Genomic DNA, 25,121 nt, shown 5'->3' on the forward strand with positions numbered 1-25,121 from the left:
TCAGCGGCATCCTAATCTTTTTTGATGTACATCAAACGAAGTTTTGACGTATATCAAACAAAATTTTGATGCCTGTCAAACCATTATAACAACTTCACGAACTCATCGAACAGGAACTCCGTATCCGTCGGCCCGCTGGCAGCTTCGGGATGAAACTGTGCGGAGAACCAGGGATTGCGCTTATGGCGGATACCCTCGTTGGAGCCGTCATTCATATTGATGAAAAGCGGTTCCCAATCTTCGCCCAGCGTATTGTTGTCCACTGCATAGCCATGATTCTGCGAGGTGATGAAGCAACGCTCCGTACCCACCATGCGTACCGGCTGATTATGGCTGCGATGTCCGTATTTCAGCTTATATATCTTGGCTCCTCCGGCTTTGGAAAGTAACTGATTGCCCATACAGATGCCGAAGATAGGCAGCTTTTCGTTCTTCATCGCCTTGCGGATATTCTGAACGGCGGCATCACAGGTATCGGGGTCGCCGGGCCCGTTGGAGATGAACAGACCGTCAAATTCCAGTCCGTTGAAATCGTAATTCCAAGGAACGCGAATGACTTCCACATCCCGCTTCAGCAGGCAACGGATGATGTTGGTCTTGACACCGCAGTCCACAAGGACAACCTTCTTTAATGAAGAATGAGGAATGAAGAATGAAGAATGGGCTGCGCTACGGGTGGAAGTGCCGTCGGGCAGGTAATGGATGATTTCCTTGCAGCTCACGCGGTCCACGTAGTTCACACCCTCGTACACCGCTGCCGGCAATTCTTCATCCTTCCGCCCCAATTCTTCATTCTTCATTCTTAATTCTTCATTAAACTCTATTCTCCCCATCATCACTCCATGCTCGCGCAGTACTTTAGTCAATTCGCGGGTATCGATACCCGTAATGCCCGGCACTTGCTCACGCTTCAGCCAGTCGCCGAGACTTTCCACGGCATTCCAATGGCTGTAGTTTTCGGAATAATCACTTACGATAACGGCTTCGGCATGGATGTGTTCACTCTCCATGAATGTAGCCAGTCCGTTTGGCTCGATGGTGAAAGGCGGCACACCATAGTTGCCCACCAACGGATAAGTGAGCGTCATCAACTGTCCGGCATACGAAGGGTCGGTCAGGCTTTCGGGATAACCCGACATGGCTGTGTTGAAGACCACCTCCCCCGCTACCGGCTTTTCATAGCCAAACGACTTGCCGCAGAAGCGGCTCCCGTCGTCAAGGATTAAAGTTACATTTCTCATATTCAGAATTGATATACTTGTTCTATATAATTAATAAATGCCGCATTCAGCAACTTCACACCGCCCGGCGTAGGATAGTCACCGCTGAAGTACCAGTCGCCCCGATGCTGCGGACAGGCTTCATGCAGCCCCTCAAGAGGCTGGTATACAATCTGCACTTTCGCCTTCGTGCCTTTCGGAGTCAGGAGTTCCACCATTTTGGCGGAAATCTCTTCATCGGTAAAGGGAGCGTAGATTTCCTTTACGTAGTTCACCATCTGTTCCTTGGGCAGCCCCACTTGCTCTTTGGATTTGCGGTAGGCGGATGCAATGACATCGCGCATCTCACGTTCTTTCAGCAGCTCGATGGCGGCTTTGAAAGCAATGAATTCGCTCATCTTCGCCATGTCGATACCGTAATAGTCGGGATAGCGCACTTGCGGCGAGGAGCTTACGATTACAATCTTCTTCGGATTGAGGCGGTCGAGGATGCCGATAATGCTTTGTTTCAAGGTAGTGCCGCGCACAATGCTGTCGTCTATGATAACCAGATTGTCCACACCGGGCACAAGGCTGCCGTAAGTGATGTCGTACACATGGGCGGCAAGGTCATTACGGCTGTTGCCCTCGGCTATGAAAGTACGCAGCTTGATGTCTTTGATAGCTACCTTCTCGCTTCGTATGCGGCGGGACAAGATACGCTCCAGTTCATCGTGGCTGGGGTTATGTCCCAAAGCGGCAATCTGCCGGACTTTCTCCTCGTTGAGGTAATCGTCCAGTCCTTGCAACATCCCATAGAAGGCCACTTCCGCCGTATTCGGTATGAAGGAAAAGACGGTATGGTCTATATCCTTATCAATGGCTTTCAAGATGTTAGGCACTAACTTCTCACCCAATAGTTTACGTTCCTTATAGATGTCTACGTCACTGCCGCGACTGAAATAGATACGCTCGAAGGAACAAGGTTTCACCTCACGCGGCTTATTGATTTGCACCGTACGGAGCTTACCGGCTTTGTTGATAAGGACGGCTTGTCCCGGTTGCAGCTCCTTGATGCTGTCGGCGGACACATTGAGCGCGGTCTGTATCACAGGGCGTTCGCTGGCAAGCACGGCTATTTCATCATCCTGATACCAGAATGCAGGGCGGATGCCCCACGGGTCGCGGACGGCGAATGTCTCACCGCTCCCGGTAAGCCCGCACATCACATAGCCCCCGTCCCACTCTTTGCTCGAAGTGCGCAATACGTTGGCAAGGTCTATATGGTCTTCGATGTAGTGTGTGATGCCCATACCGGTCAGTCCTTCGGCTTCGGCAAGGTTGAAGAGGCGTTCCACTTCGCGGTCGAGCCGGTGTCCCACTTGTTCCAGCATGATATACGTATCGGCATACTTGCGAGGATGCTGGCCGATAGCGGTGATACGTGCAAAGATTTCATCCACGTTCGTCATGTTGAAGTTGCCGCACAGGGCAAGGTTCTTGGCACGCCAGTTGTTTCTCCTGAGAAACGGATGCACGTACGAGATGCCCGACTTACCCGTGGTGGAATAACGCAGATGCCCCATATACACTTCTCCCGCAAAGGGAAGTACACGCTTTGCATAATCGGCATCGTGCAGTTGTTCTTTCGTCAGGTCTTTAAAGTTGCTTTGCACCGTGTCGAATATCTCGGTAATAGCTCCCGAACCGAGCGCCCGTTCGCGAAACATATACTCCTCTCCGGGATTCGCTTCCAGTTTCACGCAAGCCAGTCCGGCTCCTTCCTGTCCTCGGTTGTGCTGTTTCTCCATGAGAAGGTAGAGCTTGTTCAGCCCATACATCCATGTACCGTACTTTTCTTCGTAATACTCCAGCGGTTTCAGCAGGCGTATCATGGCAACGCCACATTCATGCTTCAGTTGTTCCATTTATATATTTACTAATGAGTAATTACTTCTTTTAAAAACGCATTATTTATGTTCTGAAAACACATCATCTGTTTAGTACAAACGCATCATCTGTTTTACCCGTACGCATCATCTGTTTCCGGTCATTCCACCGTTACCGACTTGGCAAGGTTACGCGGTTGGTCTACATCCATGCCTTTGCATACGGCTATGTGATAAGCGAGCAACTGCAAGGGAACCGTAGTTATTAACGGGTCAAGGCACTCCATTGTTTCGGGAAGTTCGATACAAGTGTCGGCTATTTTACTGATAACCGTATCTCCCTTGGTGACAATCGCTATCACCCTGCCTTTGCGCGCTTTGATTTCCTGTATATTGCTCAGTACTTTTTCGTACAATCCGTTCTGTGTGGCAATGACCACTACCGGCATTTCCGCATCTATCAGCGCGATAGGTCCATGCTTCATTTCGGCGGCCGGATAGCCTTCCGCATGGATATACGAGATTTCTTTCAGCTTCAAAGCGCCTTCCAACGCTACGGGATAGCTGTAGCCGCGTCCCAGATAGATAAAATTGTGTGCGTAGGTGAAGATTTTGGAAAGCTCCGCTATGCGGTCGTTCAGCTTCAGCACCTCTTTCATCTTTTCGGGAATCTGTCCGAGTTCCCTCACTATGGCAAGGTATTGCTCCTTATCAATCGTACGCTTCTCCCGCGCAAGAGTCAATGCCAGCATAGTGAGCACAGTTACCTGACCCGTAAAGGCTTTGGTAGACGCCACCCCTATTTCCGGTCCTACATGGATGTAAGACCCCGTATGCGTAGCGCGCGGAATACTCGAACCGATAGCATTACAGATGCCATATATAAATGCACCGCGGCTTTTGGCAAGTTCCACGGCAGCCAGCGTATCGGCTGTCTCCCCGCTCTGCGAAATGGCAATCACCACATCATTGCCGTCAATCACCGGGTCCCGGTAACGGAACTCCGAAGCATACTCCACTTCCACCGGAATGCGGCAGAAACTCTCTATCAAATGTTTGCCTATGAGCGCGGCGTGCCAAGACGTGCCGCAGGCCACGATTACAAAACGTTTGGCAGCAAGCAGACGTTCCTTATAATCTATAATGGCGGAAAGCACCACGTTAGTACCCTCCAAATTAATGCGTCCGCGCATACAGTCGCGAATACAATCGGGTTGCTCAAAAATCTCTTTCAACATGAAATGCGGATAACCGCCCTTCTCCAACTGACCGAGATTAAGCGCTACCGTCTTTACCTCGTGCGGACACTCCACATTCTTCAGATTCACCACTTTCAGTTTCTCCCCGCGACGGATAACGGCTATCTCTTCATCTTCCAGATAAACCACCTTGTCCGTATATTCCACAATCGGAGTGGCATCGGATGCCAAGAAGAACTCATCCTGCCCGATGCCCACCACCAACGGACTGCTTTTGCGCGCGGCGATAATCTCGTCTGGATTCTCCCTGTCGAGCACGGCAATGGCATATGCACCGATAACCTCTTGCAAAGCCAGTTGCACGGCAGTCAGCAAGTCGATGCGGTTTGTAACCTGAATGTATTCTATGAGTTGTATCAGTACCTCGGTGTCGGTACTACTTTTAAAAGTATAGCCTTTGGCTTGGAGTTTGTCTTTAAGGACGGCGTAATTTTCAATGATGCCGTTGTGGATGAGAGCGAGTCTTTCGGAAGAGGAATAATGAGGATGGGCGTTAACGGAACAAGGTTCTCCATGTGTAGCCCAACGGGTATGTGCAATGCCTATGCTACCGGAAATATCTTTTTGAGTGACGAAAGTTTCTAAATCCGAGACCTTTCCTTTCGTCTTGTACACGTTCAGTTGTCGGTCATCACTGATTAATGCTACCCCTGCACTATCGTATCCGCGGTACTCCAACCGCTTCAAGCCTTTGATAAGAATGGGGTAGGCTTTCCTTTGACCTATATAGCCTACTATTCCACACATAATATATCAGTATTTAATTTGCGCTGCAAAGATATATATTATTGAGAACATAAAGTTAATATTTTCACTATTTATTTGTCAAAAGAGTAGAAAAAAGTTGTTTTATTATCAAAAAGACAAAGAAAACAATATTTTAAAAGCAAAAGGTAGAATTTATAATCTTAAAGCAAACTGGCGGAATCTGATTTAAGATTAGAAGAAAACAAAGGGTATTTTCTATCAGATTATAACTTCAGTCTCCGGTATAAGTATTTAATAGGGCACAAATCAAGGCATATCGGTATCAATTTGAAATTAAATACATATTTTTGCCAAACATTTTGATACAGCAAACAGGTATTACACAAATTAAAGTAAACCGAAAATGGAAAAGAAAGAGCTTTTTAACAACGAAACAAAGGAACAACCCGCACAACGACAGCCCATGCAGTTGGGCCTGTACGATGCAGCCAATGAGCACGACGCTTGCGGTGTGGGAATGTTAGTGAACATCCATGGGGGTAAATCACACGAATTGGTTGAATCCGCATTGAAAGTATTGGAGAATATGCGTCATCGCGGAGCGGAAGGCGCCGACAACAAGACCGGAGACGGTGCCGGCATCATGTTGCAGATACCGCACGAGTTCATCCTGCTGCAAGGCATCCCCGTTCCCGAAAAAGGGAAATACGGAACAGGATTGCTTTTTCTTCCGAAAGAGGAGAAAGACCGGGCAGCCATCCTGAGCATCATCATTGAAGAAATAGAGAAAGAAGGATTGACGCTGATGCACCTGCGCAATGTGCCTACCTGCCCCGAAATACTGGGTGAAGCCGCGCTTGCCAACGAACCCGACATCAAACAAATCTTCATCACCGGATTTACGGACAGCGAAACCGCCGACCGACGTCTCTATATAATAAGGAAAAGAATAGAAAACAAAGTACGCAGATCGGATATAGCCGCACGGGAGGATTTCTATATCGTGTCGCTGTCTACGAAGAACATCATCTATAAAGGTATGCTCTCTTCCCTACAACTGCGCAACTACTTCCCCGACCTGACAAACAACTACTTCACCAGCGGACTGGCTTTGGTGCACTCCCGTTTCAGCACCAACACCTTCCCTACGTGGGGACTGGCACAGCCGTTCCGTCTCTTGGCACACAACGGTGAAATCAACACCATACGCGGCAACCGCGGCTGGATGGAAGCGCGTGAAAGCGTCCTGTCCTCTCCAGCCCTTGGCGACATCAAAGAACTGCGTCCCATCATCCAGCCGAACATGAGCGACAGCGCCTCGCTGGACAACGTACTGGAGTTCCTTGTCATGTCCGGCCTCAGCCTGCCGCATGCCATGGCAATGCTCGTGCCGGAATCCTTCAACGAAAAGAACCCTATCAGCGAAGACCTCAAGGCCTTCTACGAGTACCACTCTATCCTCATGGAACCTTGGGACGGACCTGCCGCGCTACTCTTCAGTGACGGACGCTATGCGGGCGGTATGTTGGACCGCAACGGCCTGCGTCCCGCACGCTACCTCATTACACACAACGACATCATGGTGGTGGCAAGTGAAGTCGGCGTAATGGACTTCGAACCGGGCGACATCAAAGAGAAAGGCCGTCTCCAACCCGGCAAGATACTCCTGATAGACACCGAAAAAGGCGAGATATACTATGACGGCGAACTGAAAAAGCAACTTGCCGAAGCCAAGCCCTACCGCACTTGGCTCGCCAACAACCGCATCGAACTGAACGAACTGAAAAGCGGACGCAAAGTACCCCACAGCGTGGACAACTACAACAGTATGCTGCGCACGTTCGGTTTCTCCAAAGAAGATGTCGAGAAAATCATCCTGCCCATGGCATCCAACGGCGCCGAACCTGTCAGCGCAATGGGTAACGACACCCCGCTTGCCGTACTTTCCGACAAGCCGCAACTACTATACAATTACTTCCGCCAACAGTTTGCGCAAGTCACCAACCCGCCTATCGACCCTATCCGCGAAGAGTTGGTAATGTCTCTCACCGAGTACATCGGCGCAGTAGGCATGAACATACTGACGCCCAACGAAAGCCATTGCAAAATGGTACGGCTGAACCACCCCATCCTGACGAATGCGCAATTGGATATTCTCTGCAACATCCGCTACAAAGGCTTCAAGACCGTAAAGCTGCCGATGCTGTTTGAAGTCTCCAAAGGACGTGCCGGACTGCAGGAAGCGCTTGACCGCCTGTGCAAGGAAGCCGAAGCGTCCGTCACCGAAGGCGTGAACTACATTGTACTGACCGACCGCAACGTAGATGCCGTCCATGCCGCCATACCCTCATTGCTTGCCGTATCGGCAGTGCACCACCACCTCATTTCGGTAGGAAAGCGCGTACAGACCGCATTGGTAGTGGAAAGCGGCGAGATACGCGAGGTGATGCACGCCGCACTGCTCCTCGGTTTCGGTGCAAGCGCACTGAACCCCTACATGGCATTTGCCGTACTGGACGAGCTCGTTGCCAAGAAAGAGATACAGCTGGACTATGCCACCGCAGAGAAGAATTACATAAAAGCCATCTGCAAAGGCCTGTTCAAGATTATGAGCAAAATGGGTATCAGCACCATCCGTTCCTACCGGGGCGCAAAGATATTCGAGGCTGTAGGACTGAGTGAAGAACTGAGCAACGCCTACTTCGGCGGATTGAAATCGACTATCGGCGGCATCCGTCTGGATGAGGTGGCACGTGATGCCATCACTTTCCACGACGAAGGGGAAGCGATGAAGAAGGAAGAAGCGCGCATGAAGAATGGCGGCGGTGAAGCTCCCCTATTGCCAAACAAAGGACTGTACGCATACCGCAAGGACGGCGAAAAGCACGCTTGGAATCCGGAAACTATCAGTGCCCTGCAAATAGCCACCCGTCTGGGCAGCTACAAGAAGTTCAAAGAGTTTACCCGCTTGGTCGACGAGAAAGAAAGACCTATCTTCCTGCGCGACTTCCTCGACTTCCATCACAGCCCCATTTCCATAGACAAGGTGGAGCCGGTGGAAAGCATTCTGAAACGTTTCGTTACGGGGGCCATGTCTTTCGGCGCCATCAGTCAGGAAGCGCATGAGGCAATGGCGGTTGCCATGAACAAGCTGCACGGGCGAAGCAATACGGGTGAAGGCGGTGAAGATGCCGCACGCTTCGGAACGGAAATGCGCAGCGCCATCAAACAGGTGGCATCCGGACGCTTCGGGGTCACTACGGAATATCTGGTGAATGCCGACGAAATACAGATAAAAGTGGCACAAGGCGCCAAACCGGGTGAAGGCGGCCAGTTGCCGGGATTCAAAGTAGACCAAGTGATTGCCCGCACGCGCCACTCCATTCCGGGCATTTCATTGATTTCTCCCCCGCCACACCACGACATCTATTCCATCGAAGACCTGGCACAGCTTATCTTCGACCTGAAGAACGTCAACCCTAAAGCCAAAATCAGCGTGAAGCTGGTAGCCGAAAGCGGTGTGGGAACTATCGCCGCAGGCGTGGCGAAAGCCAAAGCCGACCTTATCGTCATCTCCGGCGCCGAAGGAGGTACAGGCGCGTCACCCGCAAGTTCCATCCGATATGCCGGCATCTCGCCCGAACTCGGACTGAGCGAGACGCAACAGACACTGGTACTGAACGGGCTGCGCGGGCAAGTGCTGTTGCAAGTGGACGGACAACTGAAAACCGGACGCGACGTAGTGCTCATGGCCATGCTCGGTGCGGAAGAATACGGTTTCGCCACCGCTGCCCTCATCGTACTGGGATGCGTGATGATGCGCAAATGCAACCAGAACACTTGTCCCGTAGGTGTAGCCACCCAGAACCCGGAACTGCGCAAACGTTTCATCGGGCGCAGCGAATACCTTGTGAACTACTTTACCTTCCTTGCCCGCGAAGTACGCGAGTATCTGGCAGAGATTGGAGTGGAAAAGCTGGACGACATCATCGGGCGTACCGACCTCATCCTCCGCAAACCGGATGACGGCATCAAGAAACATCAACTCATCAGCTTCGACAAAATACTGGCACGTGTGGACAACGGAGCTGCCATCCGCCACATCATAGACCAGCAACACGGCATCGACCACGTAAAAGATGTGGAAATGCTGAATGCCGCCGCCAATGCCGTAAACGAACAGAAGGAAATTTCCCTTGAATATACCATTGCCAACACCGACCGCGCCTGCGGTGCGATGCTCTCCGGCGCTATCGCCGCCAAGTACGGCGCCAAAGGCCTGCCCGAACATACACTGAACGTCAAGTTCAAAGGTTCTGCCGGACAGAGTTTCGGAGCATTCCTCGTACCGGGTGTCAACTTCAAGCTGGAAGGTGAGGCCAATGACTATCTGGGCAAAGGGCTGAGTGGCGGACGCATTGCCGTGCTGCCCCCTGTACGCAGCAACTTCGAGGCAGAGAAGAACACAATTGCCGGAAACACCCTTCTGTATGGCGCAACCGGCGGTGAAGTATATATCAACGGTCGCGTAGGCGAACGCTTTGCCGTCCGCAACTCCGGTGCAATAGCCGTTGTAGAGGGCGTGGGTGACCATTGCTGCGAGTACATGACCGGCGGACGTGTGGTAGTGCTCGGACAGACGGGACGTAACTTTGCCGCAGGTATGTCCGGCGGTGTGGCCTACGTCTGGAACAAAGACGGCAACTTCGACTACTTCTGTAACATGGAGATGGTGGAACTAAGCCTCATCGAAGAAGCCTCATACCGCAAGGAACTGCACGAACTCATCCGCCAGCACTATCTCTACACCGGTTCCAAACTGGCACGCATCCTACTCGATGACTGGACGCACTACGTAGACGAGTTTATCCAAGTAGTCCCTATCGAGTACAAGAAAGTGCTGCAAGAGGAACAGATGAAGAAGCTGCAACAGAAGATTGCGGATATGCAGAGAGACTATTAACTTTCAACTATCAACTTTCAACTACCAAAGACCATGGGTGATTCAAAAGCATTCTTAAATATCCCCCGCCAAGAAGCGGGCTACCGTCCGATACACGAACGTATCACAGATTTCAGTCAGGTGGAACAGACGCTGAACAGTCACGACCGCAAGCTCCAAGCCTCACGCTGCATGGAGTGCGGCGTACCTTTTTGCCATTGGGCGTGTCCGTTGGGCAACAAGCAACCGGAGTTTCAAGACGCACTCTGCAAAGGAAAATGGCGCGAAGCCTACCAAGTACTGAACGAAACGAACGATTTCCCCGAATTTACGGGGCGTATCTGCCCCGCACTTTGTGAGAAGTCGTGCGTGCTGAAGCTCTCCTGCGACGCTCCCGTAACCATCCGCGAGAATGAGGCAGCCATTGCCGAAGCCGCTTTTCGCGAGGGTTACATCGTGCCTGTCCGCCCCGAACGCAATGGCAAGAAAGTAGCCGTCGTCGGTGCAGGGCCTGCCGGGCTGAGCGTTGCCGCACGGCTGAATGCCTGTGGCTACGAAGTCACGATATTCGATTCCAAACCGATGCCGGGCGGACTGCTTCGCTACGGTATTCCCAACTTCAAACTACCCAAGGAAGTAATAGACCGCCGCATGGATGTGCTGAAAGCCGAAGGTATCCGGTTTGAAATGGGCGTCCGCATCGATATGCAGAAGCTGCCCGCAGGCTTCGACGCTTACGCCGTCTGCACAGGCACACCCACCGCCCGCGACCTCGCCATCCCCGGCCGTGAACTGAAAGGTATCTACTTTGCCCTCGATATGCTGGCGCAACAGAACCGCATCCTCGACGGAGAGACATTCCCGAAAGAACAGCTTGTCAATGCCCGTGGCAAGCGGGTGCTCGTCATTGGCGGCGGCGACACAGGCTCGGACTGCATCGGCACGAGCATCCGCCAGGGAGCCGCGAGCGTGACGCAAATAGAAATTATGCCGCAGCCACCCGTAGGACACAATGACGCTACGCCCTGGCCGCAATGGCCCGTTGTCCTGAAAACCACTTCCAGCCACGAAGAAGGATGCACACGCCGCTGGTCATTGGCATCCAACAGATTCATCGGCAAGAACGGAAAGGTTTGCGGCGTGGAAGTGGAAGAAGTGGAATGGCTTCCGGCAAAAGACGGCGGCCGCCCCACCATGAAACCTACGGGTAAGAAAGAAGTCATCGAAACCGATATGGTACTGCTGGCTATGGGCTTCCTCAAACCGGAACAGCCGACACTGGCAGAGAATGTATTCGTGGCGGGAGATGCCGCCAATGGTGCAAGTCTCGTAGTACGTGCACTGGCTGACGGTCGTAAAGTGGCCCGGCAGATTGACCAATACTTCAATCGGTAGTTTTGCGGCAACGAAAAAAAGTTTCAAAGGGGAAAACTAAAAGTTTCACCGCATGAAACTTTCTGTTCCACCGCATGAAACTCTCTGTTCCAACGCTTGAAACAATTCGTTCCCTGTGGTGAAACTGCCGACCTTACCCGATATAACTAACATCATCCAATAAATAAATGTGCATAATTAGTTTATACTATCTGTCATTCAGAGCGTAGCGAAGAATCTACTCTCTTATACACAGAAAAGAGATTCTTCGCTACGCTCTGAATGACAGATAGTATAAACTAAATTTCAACACTTACTTATCAACTTCTAAAACATCTACAACCATGTGTGGAATAACAGGTATTTTCAACATAAAGTCCCAGACTCCGGAACTCCGAAGCAAAGCCTTGAAAATGGCACAGAAAATCCGCCATCGCGGACCGGACTGGAGCGGCATTTACGTAGGCGGCTCCGCAATCTTGGCGCACGAGCGTCTTTCTATCGTCGACCCTCAGTCCGGCGGGCAACCTCTCTACTCGCCCGACCGCAAGCAAATCCTTGCCGTCAACGGTGAGATATACAACCATCGCGACATCCGTGCGCGTTATGCCGGAAAGTACGCCTTTCAGACAGGTTCGGACTGCGAAGTCATCCTCGCCCTCTACAAAGACAAGGGCATCCGTTTCCTCGAAGAACTGAACGGTATCTTCGCCTTTGCCCTCTACGATGAAGAGACGGATGATTACCTCATAGCCCGCGACCCTATCGGAGTGATACCTTTATATATAGGCCGCGACAAGGAAGGCCGCATCTACTTCGGCAGCGAACTGAAAGCCCTCGAAGGCTTCTGCGACGAGTACGAGCCTTTCCTGCCCGGACACTATTACCGGGGACGCGAAGGTAAAATGCACCGTTGGTACACCCGCGACTGGATGCACTACAGTGCCGTAAAAGACAACTACAACACTAATTTCCCTGACATCAACTCTACGACGCTAAAGGTCAACTCTGCATCCGTAAACGTCAATACTGCAACCTACCAAGCTCAAGTCTCTGACGTACACGATGCACTCGAAGCCGCCGTGCAACGCCAACTGATGTCGGACGTGCCCTACGGTGTGTTGCTGTCCGGAGGGCTGGACTCTTCCGTAATCTCGGCCATCGCCAAGAAATACGCAGGCAAGCGTATCGAGACAGACAATAAATCAGATGCGTGGTGGCCTCAACTCCACTCCTTCGCAGTAGGCTTGAAAGGCGCTCCCGACCTCATCAAAGCACGTGAAGTGGCGCAATACATCGGCACTATCCACCACGAAATCAATTATACCATTCAGGAAGGACTGGACGCCATTCGCGATGTCATCTACTTCATCGAAACCTACGACGTAACCACCGTCCGCGCATCCACTCCCATGTACTTGCTGGCGCGTGTCATCAAGAGCATGGGCATCAAGATGGTGCTTAGCGGTGAAGGTGCGGACGAGGTATTCGGCGGTTACCTATACTTCCACAAAGCGCCTACGCCGCAAGCCTTCCATGAGGAAACGGTGCGCAAGCTCTCCAAACTGCACCTCTACGACTGCCTGCGCGCCAACAAGAGCCTTGCCGCTTGGGGTGTGGAAGGACGTGTGCCGTTCCTCGACAAAGAGTTTCTGGATGTAGCCATGCGGCTGAACCCCGCTACGAAGATGTGTCCCGGAAAGGAAATTGAAAAGAAAGTGATTCGCGAAGCCTTTGCGGACATGCTGCCCGAAAGCGTTGCATGGCGTCAGAAGGAACAGTTCTCCGATGGTGTAGGTTACAACTGGATTGATACGTTGAAAGCCGTCACCGCTGCTGCCGTCAGTGATGAACAGATGGCAGCGGCAGCAGAACGCTTCCCTATCAACACGCCCATGAACAAGGAAGAATATTACTATCGTAGCATCTTTGAGGAGCACTTCCCCAGCGAGAGTGCCGCCCGCAGCGTGCCCAGCGTGCCGAGTGTAGCCTGTTCCACCGCCGAAGCATTGGCATGGGACGCCTCGTTCCAAGGCAAGAACGACCCCAGCGGACGCGCTGTTGCCGGTGTACACGAGGAGGCATATCAGTAACCGCTCATTTTCAGGCACGGAGAGGAGAAAGAAAAATCTGCATCATCCGATATCATCGTGCCTGAAATAATCATATCTTTGTCCGCTGAAACATCTTAAAGCCCGCAAATCATGGAACAAAAAGAACGGGAACTAACCCCCGCGGAACAAAAACGGAGAGAGAACTTTGAAGCAGTATGTATCGAAATGGAACAGAAAGGATACGAAAGGCATAATCTGACAGTCGGTCTGTTGGCTGCCAACATATGGGGCGTGGTAGTTACACTGCCCTTTGTGGCTTTCTTTACGATGCTCTTCATCCAACATGGCGGATTGATTAACTTCGAGAATACGGCAGAACAACGGCTTTCGGTGTTTCTATTTTGCCCCGCGATGCTCTTTCTTATCGTGGTTCATGAGCTTATCCACGGATTGTTCTTCGGGCTTGCCGCCAAAGAGCATTTCCGTGCCATCAGCTTCGGCGTGGTGTGGAAAGCATTAACTCCCTATTGTTCATGCTCCTCGGTGATGAGCAAATGGGGGTACATCATCGGAGCGGCCATGCCCACCGTTATCTTGGGCTTCCTTTTGGCATTCGCCGCAATAGAGGCGGACAGCTTATTGTTGAAGTATCTCTCCCTGACAATGATTATTGCGGGCGGCGGCGATGTCCTCCTCATCTTGAAAATTCTTCTCCATTCCACCCGTGGAAAAGAGGCACTCTACATCGACCATCCTTATGAATGCGGGCTGGTGGTCTTTGAAAGATGACACAGAAACTTAACATTCTTTCCTACTTTATTTATAACACAGGCATTATCTTTGCGGGGTGATTAGGGACGTGTCCCCATCACCCCGAACAGTTTAAATCATATTCAAATGGAATTCAAAAACTTTATTCTTGCTTCCGCCTTGTTCCTTGCCGCTGTTGGCGGCATACAAGCGCAGTCCACCCAAGTCATTGCCCACCGTGGTTTCTGGAAGACCAACGGTTCGGCACAAAACTCCATCGCCGCCTTGGTAAAAGCCGACTCCATAGGTTGCTACGGTTCCGAGTTCGATGTATGGCTCACCGCCGACAACCAACTTGTTGTGAACCACGACAGCACTTTCAAGGGGGTGAATATGCAGAATTCCACCGCACAACAGTGCACCGCCGTCATACTGGACAACGGAGAGCAACTCCCCACCCTGCGGCAATACTTGGAAAAGGCCGGACAACTGAAAACGCGCCTTATTCTGGAACTGAAATCCCACAAAACGCCCGAACGGGAAACACGTGCCGTAGAAAGTATCGTGAAGATGGTGGAAGAGATGGGGTTGGAAAACCGCATGGAATACATCGCTTTCTCGCGACACGCCACCAAAGAATTTATCCGCCTTGCCCCCAAAGGCACTCCGGTATATTACCTGGAAGGTGACCTCTCTCCCAAAGAACTGAAAGAATGGGGATGCGCCGGACCCGACTATCACTTCAGCGTATTCAAGAAGCATCCCGAATGGATTAAAGAATCCCACGACTTGGGCATGAAAGTAAATGCTTGGACCGTAAACGAAGCCAAAGACATGAAGTGGCTGATTGGTCACGGTGTGGATTTCATCACCACCAACGAACCCGTAGAACTACAAGAAATATTACAGTAAAAGCATCAACTTACAATACATATAGAAAGCTATAACAGAAAAGCCGCTTCATTTTGAAAACAATGAAGCGGCTTTCGTATTTCAAAAAGGTAGTAATACACGAATAAAACAATCATTTTTATTATTTCCCTGCAAGAATACGAGAGCGTTACATTACAATCTTTACGAATATAACATTATATACTTTTAAATTGGAAGTGAAATCGTGTATATTTGCACTGAATGAAAGTTAGAATAGAAATAAATAGAAAACAGATACCAATATAGATAAAGATTATCCAAAACGTCGTATATTTGCAGTGAAATAAGACAAAAGGATATAACTAACCAACATAGTAAGTACAAAATGACAAGAACCATAAAGTTTACCAAGATGCACGGCGCAGGAAACGACTACATATATGTAGACACTACCCGCTATCCTATCGAGAATCCGGAGAAGCTTTCGAAGAAATGGAGCGCACCGCATACGGGAATCGGCAGCGACGGTCTGGTACTTATAGGGCGTTCCGACAAAGCCGATTTCAGCATGCGCATTTTCAATGCGGACGGTTCGGAAGCCAAGATGTGCGGAAATGCCAGCCGGTGCATCGGCAAATACCTTTATGACTACAAGCTGACTTCCAAAACGGAAATCACACTCGACACCCTGTCCGGCATCAAGATTCTAAAACTACACGTGACAGACAACAAAGTAGACACCGTAACCGTTGACATGGGTATTCCGTCTGACGAACCCGTGGACTATGACGGCAAGGGGAGCAAGCCGATGAAAGAACATCCCATCGAAATAGACGGCATACGCTATACAGGTACTACCGTATCCATGGGAAACCCGCATCTGGTAATCTTCGTGAACGACATAACGGAGGTAGACCTCTCCTCCATCGGTCCCAAACTGGAGAATCATCCCCTCTTCCCCGACCGCATCAATGTGGAGTTTGCCCAAGTACTGGGAGAGGGAAAGATAAGGATGCGCGTATGGGAACGGGGTTCGGGCATCACCCAAGCCTGCGGAACAGGAGCCTGTGCCACCGCCGTAGCCGCTTTCCTTACAGGACGCGCCGGAAGAAAATCAATCATCATCATGGATGGAGGAGCACTCACCATTGAATGGGATGTAGCCACCAAGCACATCTTTATGACGGGAGGGGCAAGTAAGGTCTTCGAGGGAGAAATGGAGAGGAATGAAGAATGAAGAATTATGAATGAAGAATGAGTATACGCTTTTATGCCGCATGGCAATTCTTCATTCTTCATTATTCATTCTTCATTATTAAATAATTAAACCAACAGAGATATGGCATTAGTTAATGAACATTTTTTGAAATTACCCGGAAGCTACTTATTTTCGGATATAGCTAAGAAGATTAATACTTTCAGGATAACGCACCCTAAGAAAGAAGTCATCCGTCTGGGTATCGGAGACGTTACCCGTCCGCTGCCGCAAGTCTGCATCGAAGCGATGCACAAGGCAGTGGATGAGATGGCTGATGCCAGGACATTCCGCGGATATGGTCCCGAACAGGGCTATGACTTTCTGATTGATGCCGTCATCAAGCACGATTATGCGACACGCGGCATTCATTTCAGTCCACAGGAAATCTTCATCAACGACGGAGCCAAGAGCGATACGGGAAACATAGGCGACATACTCCGCCATGACAACAGTGTGGGAGTAACCGACCCTATCTACCCTGTCTACATTGACAGCAACGTAATGTGCGGACGCGCCGGCATACTGGAAGAAGACGGCAAATGGAGCAATGTAACCTATATGCCCTGCACAGCCGAAAACAACTTCATCCCCGAAATACCGGACAAGCGCATCGACATCGTCTACCTCTGCTACCCCAACAATCCCACAGGCACTACCCTTAGCAAACCTGAACTGAAGAAATGGGTGGACTATGCTCTCGACAACGACACGCTCATCTTGTTTGATGCCGCCTACGAGGCTTTCATCCAAGAGGACGATGTGCCCCACTCCATATACGAAATAAAAGGGGCGAAGAAATGCGCCATCGAGTTCCGCAGTTTCTCCAAGACCGCCGGATTTACAGGCGTGCGTTGCGGCTACACCGTAGTGCCGAAAGAACTGACCGCCGCCACGCTGGAAGGCGAGCGTATCTCCCTCAACAAACTGTGGAACCGCCGCCAATGCACCAAGTTCAACGGCACAAGCTACATCACCCAGCGTGCCGCCGAAGCCATCTACACCGCGGAAGGCAAACGGCAGATAAAAGAAACGATTGACTACTATATGAACAACGCCCGCACTATGAAAAAGGGATTGGAAACAGCCGGACTGAAAGTGTACGGCGGTGTGAATGCCCCATACATCTGGCTGAAAACCCCGAACGGCATAGGCTCTTGGCGATTCTTCGAACAGATGTTGTACGAAGCCAATGTAGTGGGAACCCCGGGCGTAGGCTTCGGCCCGAGTGGTGAGGGATACATCCGCCTGACCGCTTTCGGCAAACACGAAGACTGTGTGGAAGCCATGAAACGCATCCGCAACTGGCTGAAATAAAATAAGCAAACTACTATTTAATATAGTTCAAGCGCAGTACTATACAAACAGAGCCGGACTGATCATCCGCAATTTTTCTAATTAAAAAGGTAAGAAGGTATGAAAACAAGAAACGTAAAATTAGGAGTAATAGCAATAGCGTTACTATCAGCTGCAATGCCTTTCACAACAAAGGCACAGGACAAAGTGGAAGCATCCATAGGCGCAGACATCGTAAGCGGCTACATCTGGCGCGGACAAGACTTGGGAGGTGTAAGCCTTCAGCCCAGCGCATCCATCGCCTATAAAGGTTTCTCGCTTGGAGCGTGGGGCTCAGTAGGCATTGAGAGCACAGATGCCAAAGAGTTTGACCTCACACTGGGCTACTCTACAGGTGGTTTCAGCGTATCGGTTACAGACTACTGGTTCAACACCGGCGCAGGCTATTTTCATTACGATGCTCACAACACAGCCCACGTATACGAGGCACAGCTGGGTTACGACTTCGGTCCGGTGGCAGTAAACTGGTACACCAACTTTGCCGGAGACGACGGTGTCAAGGAGAATGGCGACAGAGCCTATTCATCCTATATTTCCGTAGCTGCCCCCTTCAAGTTGGGCGGACTTGACTGGACAGCAGAAGTAGGCGCCACCCCATGGGAAACGAGTTTCTACGGAGCAAGCGGATTTGCCGTATGCGACGTCAGTCTGGGAGTTGCAAAGGACATCAGAATAACCGATTCATTCTCCCTGCCGCTCTTTGCCAAAGCTACTTGGAACCCACGTTCGGAAGGAGCATACTTCGTAGTAGGATTAAGTTTTTAAGAACAGTAAACAGTTTTAGGTATGAAAAAGATTGAAGCTATCATCCGCAAAACCAAATTCGAGGAAGTGAAGGACGCACTCCTCGAAGCGGATATCGAATGGTTCTCTTACTACGATGTAAGAGGCATCGGAAAGTCCAGACAAGCCCGCATTTATCGTGGTGTACTGTACGACACCAGTTCCATCGAGCGAATCCTCATCTCTATCGTAGTACGCGACAAAAACGCAGAAAAGACAGTACAAGCTATCATCAAAGCCGCACAAACCGGCGAAATCGGCGACGGCCGTATCTTCGTCATCCCCATTGAAGACGCTATCCGCATCCGCACCGGAGAACGGGGTGACATCGCCCTCTATAATGCCGAACAGGAAAGATAACCGGCAGCACTCAAACCACAAGACTTTCATTGAGCGGCGTGCTCGATGACAAGCAAAATACAAGTACAACTAAAAATCAAAGAGATTATGGACAAATATATGAAACGCAGTTTCACAAAACTGTGTACGGCCCTTGCTATACTCATAGCTTGTTGCCTCACAACAGATATATATGCGCAAACCGCCGTAGCTGCGGACAGTGCGGCAGCCGTCACTACCGAAGTGATAGCTGCCGCGGAAATACCTGCCGAAGAAGCATCGGCAACCGATACCGTCGCCCAATTAGTTTCCGGTGTCAATACCGTCTGGATGTTACTGGCAGCCATGCTGGTATTCTTTATGCAACCGGGCTTTGCATTGGTGGAAGCCGGTTTCACCCGCACCAAGAACACCGCCAACATACTTATGAAGAACTTCGTAGACTTCATGTTCGGTTCACTCCTTTACTGGCTGGTAGGTTTCGGCATCATGTTCGGTTTGGGCGACTTCTTCGGAACTCCCCACTTCATGAGCCTGTTGTTCGACAGTAACGGCCTGCCCGACCCCGCTTCACTGCCCACCGAGGGTTTCCTCGTATTCCAGACTGTATTCTGCGCCACTTCCGCCACAATCGTATCGGGAGCCATGGCAGAGCGTACGAAGTTCTCCATGTATCTGGTTTACACAATCTTCATCAGTGTACTGATTTATCCCGTTTCCGGTCACTGGACTTGGGGCGGAGGATGGCTGATGAACGGTGAAGCCGGTTCCTTCATGACGGAAACATTCGGAACTACCTTCCACGACTTTGCCGGTTCCACCATTGTACACTCCGTAGGCGGTTGGATTGCACTGGTAGGTGCAGCTATCCTCGGTCCGCGTATCGGCAAGTACAGCAAAGACGGTCGGTCAAAAGCCATCCCCGGGCACAACCTCACCATTGCGGCACTGGGTGTCTTCATCCTTTGGTTCGGGTGGTTCGGTTTCAACCCCGGCTCTCAGTTGGCGGCAGCCACTACCGAAGACCAGGTAGCTATCTCGCTCGTATTCCTCAACACCAACCTGGCAGCTTGTGCAGGCGGTTTCTTTGCTCTGGCTGTCAGCTGGCTGAAGTACGGCAAACCATCCCTGTCACTCACACTGAACGGCATTTTGGCAGGATTGGTAGGCATCACGGCAGGATGCGATGCCGTTTCTCCGCTGGGTGCGGTCATCATCGGCACCATCTGCGGCGTACTGATGATATACTCCGTAGAATTCATTGACAAAGTGCTGAAGATTGACGACCCTGTAGGCGCATCTTCCGTACACGGCGTATGTGGTTTCACAGGAACTGTACTCACCGGACTGTTCTCTACCAGTGAAGGTCTGTTCTACGGTGCAGGTGCGGGTTTCCTCGGAGCACAGATATTCGGTGCGGTGATTGTCGGACTTTGGGCGGCAGGTATGGGCTTCATCATCTTCAAGGTACTCGACAAGATACACGGTTTGCGTGTTCCGGCTCGCGTAGAGGAAGAAGGGCTTGACATCTACGAGCACGGAGAGTCCGCGTACAACTAAAATAAGAGTTTTTTTACTCTAACATATATTTATAAACCAACAATTACAACTCTAAGGTATTATGTCAAAATTGAGATTCAGAGTAGTAGAGACGGCGTTCAAGAAAAAACCCGTTGCAGTGGCAGTCCCGGCGGAACGCCCGTCGGAATACTTCGCCAAGTATGTATTCAACAAGGAAAAGATGTTCAGGTATCTGCCCAGCAAGGTATATGCCAAACTGATTGATGTAATTGACAACGGTGCACCGCTGGACCGCAGCATTGCCGATGAAGTGGCTGCGGGAATGAAGAAGTGGGCGCTTGAAATGGGAGCTACTCACTACACGCACTGGTTTCATCCGCTCACCGAAGGTACTGCCGAAAAGCACGACGCTTTCGTGGAGCATGACGGCAAGGGCGGCATGATGGAAGAATTCACAGGCAAATTGCTTGTGCAGCAGGAACCCGACGCATCCAGCTTCCCCAACGGCGGTATCCGCAACACGTTCGAGGCACGCGGCTATTCCGCATGGGACCCCTCTTCTCCCGCGTTCATAGTAGATGATACGCTCTGCATCCCGACCATTTTCATCGCCTACACGGGTGAATCCCTGGACTACAAAGCACCGTTGCTCAAAGCGCTGCGTGCGGTGGACAAGGCAGCGGTAGACGTATGCCACTATTTCAACCCGGACGTAAAGAAAGTAGTGGCGTACTTGGGCTGGGAGCAGGAATACTTCCTGATTGACGAAGGCCTTTACGCTGCCCGTCCCGACCTGTTGATGACCGGACGCACACTGACCGGACACGACAGCGCCAAGAACCAACAACTCGAAGACCACTACTTCGGCGCCATCCCTCCGCGTGTGGCAGCCTTTATGAAGGAGTTGGAAATCGAAGCGCTGAAACTCGGAATCCCCGTCAAGACCCGCCACAACGAGGTAGCTCCCAACCAGTTCGAGTTGGCTCCTATCTTCGAGGAATGCAACCTTGCAGTGGACCACAATATGCTCATCATGGCTTTGATGCGCAAGGTGGCACGCAACCACGGCTTCCGCGTACTGTTACACGAAAAGCCGTTCAAGGGTGTCAACGGCAGCGGCAAGCACAACAACTGGTCGCTGGGTACGGACACGGGCATCTTGCTCCATGCCCCCGGCAAACTACCCGAAGACAACCTGCGTTTCATCACCTTCGTAGTAAATACCTTAATGGCTGTTTACAAGCATAACGGATTGCTGAAGGCCAGCATCTCCAGCGCCACAAATGCCCACCGGCTGGGAGCGAACGAAGCGCCTCCCGCAATCATATCCAGCTTCCTCGGCAAGCAGCTGAGCCAAGTACTGGAACATATTGAGGAAAGCACTAAGGACGACCTCATCAGCCTCAGCGGCAAACAGGGCATGAAGCTGGACATTCCGCAGATACCCGAACTGATGATAGACAACACCGACCGAAACCGTACCAGTCCGTTTGCCTTTACGGGCAACCGCTTCGAATTCCGCGCCGTAGGTTCGGAAGCCAACTGTGCCAGCGCCATGATTGCCCTGAACTCCGCCCTTGCCGAGCAATTGGTGGAATTCAAGAAAGATGTAGACGAGCTTATCGAGAAGGGGGAACCGAAGATTTCGGCTATCCTCGATGTTATTCGCAAATACATCAAGATATGCAAACCTATCCACTTCGACGGCAACGGCTACAGTGACGAATGGAAAGCCGAGGCCAAGAAACGCGGATTGGACTGTGAAACCAGTGTACCCCTCATCTTCGACAACTATCTGAAGCCCGAAAGCATCCGTATGTTCGAGTCAGTAGGTGTGATGACGCAAAAGGAACTGGAAGCCCGCAACGAAGTGAAGTGGGAAACCTATACCAAGAAAATTCAGATTGAAGCCCGCGTACTCGGTGACTTGGCGATGAATCACATCATCCCCGTAGCCACGCAGTATCAGACGGAGTTAATAGACAATGTCTACAAGATGAAAGACCTCTTCCCGGCAGAGAAAGCTGCAAAACTGTCTGCCAAGAATCTGGAACTCATCGAAGAGATTGCCGACCGCACCACCTTCATCAAGGAGCACGTGGATGCCATGATAGAAGCCCGCAAGGTTGCCAACAAGATTGAGTGTGAACGTGACAAAGCCATCGCTTACCACGATAACATCGTACCGATGATGGAAGAAATTCGTTATCACATCGACAAGCTGGAACTCATCGTCGACAACCAGATGTGGACATTGCCGAAGTACAGGGAACTGTTATTTATAAGATAAGGGAAGAAAGGAGTGAAATCCTGACTCTGAAATTATCTATTTCTTTTGTTGGTTGTTTTAAGTTTGCAGAGAGAGAGGTGCCGTGACGGTAGTTCTCTCTCTTTTTATCATGCGATGCAAAACCATTTACCTTCACCATTCAAGGAACTTTCCCCTCTCCCTGCGCTTCTGCAACTCCTCCTTCAGAAAACGCTGACGGTCTTTGGCGATATAGCGGCGGGCAAAGATATTGGGAACGGCTACTCCCAACGCAATACAAAGAATTATCAGTGAAGCATTGATGCCGTTGGATACAGCCACCGTCACCTCACCTACCACTCCGTGCATATTGATAAGGGCAACCAGTGCACGATACATCAGTACTCCCGGAATCATCGGAATGACGGAAGGAATAGTGAGCACGTGATTGGGCACATGAAACCAGTGGACAGCCTTTACCGCCACCAGACTCACCACCATAGCCCCCGTAAAGGAACCGATGACAGGACCGAGTCCCAGCTCGAAGTTGACAAAGTTACGCGTACACACCGCAAGCATTCCTCCTATCGCAACCACCCACAACAGACGGCGCTGGATATTGAATATCATGGAAAAGCCCATAGCAGATATGGCCGCTGCAATGGCGTATATATAGTAAGGATCGTGCGGAACCATGCTCAATTCGCTGAATTTCTTGTCAATCACCACATCTTCCATAGCCAGCAGACGCATGGCTATCACAATGCCGAAAGCCATAGCACACACCATCAGCACCGTATTGACGGCACGCACAATACCCACCTGTATGTAGTTGTCAATCATATCATCCACAAAATTAATGATGGGAACTCCCGGCACAATGAACAGCGCACAGGCCAGCAGCGGATGATATGGAGTGCCCGAAAGCCCTGTAAAGGTAGTGACATAAGCAAGACAGGTTGCCACCAATGCCGCAATGGCGATACTCATATAAAGATTGATGCCGAACTCCACGCAACGCGCACGAACACGGAATCCGGCAAAAGCCGCAATGGAGGCAAATAAAAAAGCAATCCAGTCACCGCCGAACAGCTTGCAGAAACCGCCGCAGGCAAATCCCGCTCCGATAGCCACAAGATAGGGGGTATAGTTGCGCTTCTTGTTTTTTATCTTTTCCAACTCTTCTTCGTAACGGTCCAGTGAGTAATCCTCTTCTATGGCACGCCAAGAAAGTTTGCTGATTTCGGAGATGGCGGTCATATTGATACCATGTTTCTCGCACTTTTGGAATTTGGAATAAGAGTGCGATTCATCACTCAAATTCACCACCAGCATTGTATAAGTCACGTCTATGTGAAGGTTCTCCTCGGGTAGCCCCAGGTAGGCGGCAACACGATTCATATTACGTACTATGCGATTGGTATCGGCTGCACTCTCCACTAATATTTTCCCTGTACGAAGCAATAAATCAAGCTTCCTGCGCAAGATAATCTCTTGTTCAACCATTGTTGTATCCATCAAACTTTCTACTAACTAATATCCTATTTTTACCTACCCCTAAAGAGGAGTGCAAAGATAGGCAAAATATAGAAAAGAATTTCATATCTCGCCGGAAACCCATACCTTTGCACGCATTTTTAGAAAAAGGGAAACGGACAGACCGTACTTTTGTCAATTCCCTAAAAACAAAGGCTGATTCATATGGAAATATTTTGGAACACGATTGCGCTATATAATGAAAATACTTGGTGGGCGCAAATTATTATTACCGTAACAGGCATTGTACTGACCGCACTGTTATACCGCAAACCTACCGCCGGAGTAAAACGCTCCATGAAGATATATATGGTATTCCTCAACAGCTGGATAGCTTTGGTATACTATATGATGTATTGTGACACACGCAGTTACCACCATATCCTTGCCTGTTTTTGGGGTGTAATCGCCATAATCTGGCTGTGGGACTTGTTTACCGATTATACTCCGTTTGAACGCAATCCCAAATACCAAGCACTGGTAGGCGTGCTGTATGCAATGCCTTTCCTCTACCCACTCCTGTCGTGGGCACGCGGCATGGAGTTTCCGATGATGACGACAACGGTAATGCCCTGTTCGGTAGCTGTGTTCACCATTGGTCTGTTACTGGCATTCTCACGCAAGGTCAATCTACTCGTTATCCTTTTCCTCTGTCACTGGGCACTCATCGCTTTCTCCAAAGTGTATGTGTATAAAATACCCGAAGACCTGCTGCTGGCAAGCGCCACCGTACCTGCCATTTATCTGTTCTTCAAGAACTACGTAGCCCAGAACCTGCATAAAGAAACAAAACTGAGCGCACGGCTCATGAACTGGTTTCTTATTGTGATATGCATCATTATCGGGGTGCTCTTAAGTATGCCCCTCTTTCATGGATTGAGAGAATAGCACATCACTTCTTTTTGCTTGAAAGAGCAAGTATATATCAACGCTTGTTTACCCAACAAAAAACAGACCATCCGTTTCGAGTAAACGGATGGTCTGTTTGTATCAAATGGATAATGCGTTTGGTGCTGACAGACGATGCGTTTACAT

16 protein-coding genes are annotated in these 25,121 nt (G+C 50.4%); 12 read left to right on the top strand and 4 right to left on the bottom strand.

What is annotated here, in order from left to right:
- Window positions 1-83: 83 nt before the first annotated feature.
- The 3 genes from carA to glmS all read right to left on the bottom strand — a co-directional run bounded on the left by carA (window position 84) and on the right by glmS (window position 5,094).
- On the bottom strand, window positions 84-1,241 hold the full coding sequence (carA, locus tag DW121_RS11445) for a glutamine-hydrolyzing carbamoyl-phosphate synthase small subunit (protein ID WP_118323827.1): 1,158 nt from the start codon (window positions 1,239-1,241) through the stop codon (window positions 84-86).
- 2 nt (window positions 1,242-1,243) lie between these two features.
- Window positions 1,244-3,127, bottom strand: coding sequence for an amidophosphoribosyltransferase (locus DW121_RS11450; RefSeq protein ID WP_117713213.1), 1,884 nt, complete (start codon window positions 3,125-3,127; stop codon window positions 1,244-1,246).
- A 122-nt stretch (window positions 3,128-3,249) separates the two neighbouring features.
- On the bottom strand, window positions 3,250-5,094 hold the full coding sequence (glmS, locus tag DW121_RS11455) for a glutamine--fructose-6-phosphate transaminase (isomerizing) (protein ID WP_117713212.1): 1,845 nt from the start codon (window positions 5,092-5,094) through the stop codon (window positions 3,250-3,252).
- A gap of 364 nt (window positions 5,095-5,458) precedes the next feature.
- Here glmS and gltB point away from each other — a divergent pair, with 364 nt between their 5' ends.
- From gltB to DW121_RS11510, 11 genes are all read left to right on the top strand, one after another.
- A complete protein-coding gene (gene gltB, locus DW121_RS11460; RefSeq protein WP_118323828.1) occupies window positions 5,459-10,018 on the top strand; it encodes a glutamate synthase large subunit in 4,560 nt (1,519 codons plus the stop codon).
- 33 nt (window positions 10,019-10,051) lie between these two features.
- The gene (locus tag DW121_RS11465) at window positions 10,052-11,392 is read left to right on the top strand and encodes a glutamate synthase subunit beta (protein WP_118323829.1); all 1,341 of its coding nucleotides are present in this window, start codon (window positions 10,052-10,054) and stop codon (window positions 11,390-11,392) included.
- A 323-nt stretch (window positions 11,393-11,715) separates the two neighbouring features.
- On the top strand, window positions 11,716-13,464 hold the full coding sequence (gene asnB, locus DW121_RS11470; RefSeq protein ID WP_118323830.1) for an asparagine synthase B: 1,749 nt from the start codon (window positions 11,716-11,718) through the stop codon (window positions 13,462-13,464).
- A 111-nt stretch (window positions 13,465-13,575) separates the two neighbouring features.
- A complete protein-coding gene (locus DW121_RS11475) occupies window positions 13,576-14,214 on the top strand; it encodes a DUF3267 domain-containing protein (protein ID WP_117713208.1) in 639 nt (212 codons plus the stop codon).
- A 108-nt stretch (window positions 14,215-14,322) separates the two neighbouring features.
- The gene (locus DW121_RS11480) at window positions 14,323-15,087 is read left to right on the top strand and encodes a glycerophosphodiester phosphodiesterase family protein (protein WP_118323831.1); all 765 of its coding nucleotides are present in this window, start codon (window positions 14,323-14,325) and stop codon (window positions 15,085-15,087) included.
- A 346-nt stretch (window positions 15,088-15,433) separates the two neighbouring features.
- The gene (gene dapF, locus DW121_RS11485) at window positions 15,434-16,285 is read left to right on the top strand and encodes a diaminopimelate epimerase (RefSeq protein WP_118323832.1); all 852 of its coding nucleotides are present in this window, start codon (window positions 15,434-15,436) and stop codon (window positions 16,283-16,285) included.
- Window positions 16,286-16,387: 102 nt separating this feature from the next.
- Window positions 16,388-17,620 carry an LL-diaminopimelate aminotransferase gene (locus tag DW121_RS11490; protein WP_118323833.1) on the top strand — a complete coding sequence of 411 codons (1,233 nt, stop codon included), beginning with the start codon at window positions 16,388-16,390 and terminating at the stop codon, window positions 17,618-17,620.
- Between the two features lie 99 nt (window positions 17,621-17,719).
- On the top strand, window positions 17,720-18,424 hold the full coding sequence (locus DW121_RS11495) for a hypothetical protein (protein ID WP_118323834.1): 705 nt from the start codon (window positions 17,720-17,722) through the stop codon (window positions 18,422-18,424).
- Between the two features lie 21 nt (window positions 18,425-18,445).
- Window positions 18,446-18,802 (top strand): P-II family nitrogen regulator, encoded by a 357-nt coding sequence (locus tag DW121_RS11500; protein ID WP_087412026.1) that lies wholly within the window; start codon window positions 18,446-18,448, stop codon window positions 18,800-18,802.
- An 87-nt stretch (window positions 18,803-18,889) separates the two neighbouring features.
- Window positions 18,890-20,341 (top strand): ammonium transporter, encoded by a 1,452-nt coding sequence (locus DW121_RS11505; protein WP_118323845.1) that lies wholly within the window; start codon window positions 18,890-18,892, stop codon window positions 20,339-20,341.
- 61 nt (window positions 20,342-20,402) lie between these two features.
- The gene (locus DW121_RS11510) at window positions 20,403-22,592 is read left to right on the top strand and encodes a glutamine synthetase III (protein ID WP_117713203.1); all 2,190 of its coding nucleotides are present in this window, start codon (window positions 20,403-20,405) and stop codon (window positions 22,590-22,592) included.
- A 132-nt stretch (window positions 22,593-22,724) separates the two neighbouring features.
- On the opposite strand, the gene DW121_RS11515 is transcribed toward DW121_RS11510, so the two are convergent.
- Window positions 22,725-24,068 (bottom strand): threonine/serine exporter ThrE family protein, encoded by a 1,344-nt coding sequence (locus DW121_RS11515; protein WP_117713202.1) that lies wholly within the window; start codon window positions 24,066-24,068, stop codon window positions 22,725-22,727.
- Between the two features lie 183 nt (window positions 24,069-24,251).
- On the opposite strand from DW121_RS11515, the gene DW121_RS11520 reads away from it, so the two are divergent.
- Window positions 24,252-24,974, top strand: coding sequence for a DUF6064 family protein (locus DW121_RS11520; RefSeq protein WP_117713201.1), 723 nt, complete (start codon window positions 24,252-24,254; stop codon window positions 24,972-24,974).
- Window positions 24,975-25,121 lie beyond the last annotated feature (147 nt).

The organism is Bacteroides sp. AM10-21B, assembly GCF_003472565.1.
Classification (GTDB): Bacteria; Bacteroidota; Bacteroidia; order Bacteroidales; family Bacteroidaceae; genus Bacteroides; species Bacteroides propionicigenes.

What these genes read in the sequence shown, in the direction of transcription:
- carA (WP_118323827.1), bottom strand. Translation starts at nt 1,241, where the DNA reads ATGAGAAATGTAACTTTAATCCTTGACGACGGGAGCCGCTTCTGCGGC.
- DW121_RS11450 (WP_117713213.1), bottom strand. Translation starts at nt 3,127, where the DNA reads ATGGAACAACTGAAGCATGAATGTGGCGTTGCCATGATACGCCTGCTG.
- glmS (WP_117713212.1), bottom strand. Translation starts at nt 5,094, where the DNA reads ATGTGTGGAATAGTAGGCTATATAGGTCAAAGGAAAGCCTACCCCATT.
- gltB (WP_118323828.1), top strand. Translation starts at nt 5,459, where the DNA reads ATGGAAAAGAAAGAGCTTTTTAACAACGAAACAAAGGAACAACCCGCA.
- DW121_RS11465 (WP_118323829.1), top strand. Translation starts at nt 10,052, where the DNA reads ATGGGTGATTCAAAAGCATTCTTAAATATCCCCCGCCAAGAAGCGGGC.
- asnB (WP_118323830.1), top strand. Translation starts at nt 11,716, where the DNA reads ATGTGTGGAATAACAGGTATTTTCAACATAAAGTCCCAGACTCCGGAA.
- DW121_RS11475 (WP_117713208.1), top strand. Translation starts at nt 13,576, where the DNA reads ATGGAACAAAAAGAACGGGAACTAACCCCCGCGGAACAAAAACGGAGA.
- DW121_RS11480 (WP_118323831.1), top strand. Translation starts at nt 14,323, where the DNA reads ATGGAATTCAAAAACTTTATTCTTGCTTCCGCCTTGTTCCTTGCCGCT.
- dapF (WP_118323832.1), top strand. Translation starts at nt 15,434, where the DNA reads ATGACAAGAACCATAAAGTTTACCAAGATGCACGGCGCAGGAAACGAC.
- DW121_RS11490 (WP_118323833.1), top strand. Translation starts at nt 16,388, where the DNA reads ATGGCATTAGTTAATGAACATTTTTTGAAATTACCCGGAAGCTACTTA.
- DW121_RS11495 (WP_118323834.1), top strand. Translation starts at nt 17,720, where the DNA reads ATGAAAACAAGAAACGTAAAATTAGGAGTAATAGCAATAGCGTTACTA.
- DW121_RS11500 (WP_087412026.1), top strand. Translation starts at nt 18,446, where the DNA reads ATGAAAAAGATTGAAGCTATCATCCGCAAAACCAAATTCGAGGAAGTG.
- DW121_RS11505 (WP_118323845.1), top strand. Translation starts at nt 18,890, where the DNA reads ATGGACAAATATATGAAACGCAGTTTCACAAAACTGTGTACGGCCCTT.
- DW121_RS11510 (WP_117713203.1), top strand. Translation starts at nt 20,403, where the DNA reads ATGTCAAAATTGAGATTCAGAGTAGTAGAGACGGCGTTCAAGAAAAAA.
- DW121_RS11515 (WP_117713202.1), bottom strand. Translation starts at nt 24,068, where the DNA reads ATGGATACAACAATGGTTGAACAAGAGATTATCTTGCGCAGGAAGCTT.
- DW121_RS11520 (WP_117713201.1), top strand. Translation starts at nt 24,252, where the DNA reads ATGGAAATATTTTGGAACACGATTGCGCTATATAATGAAAATACTTGG.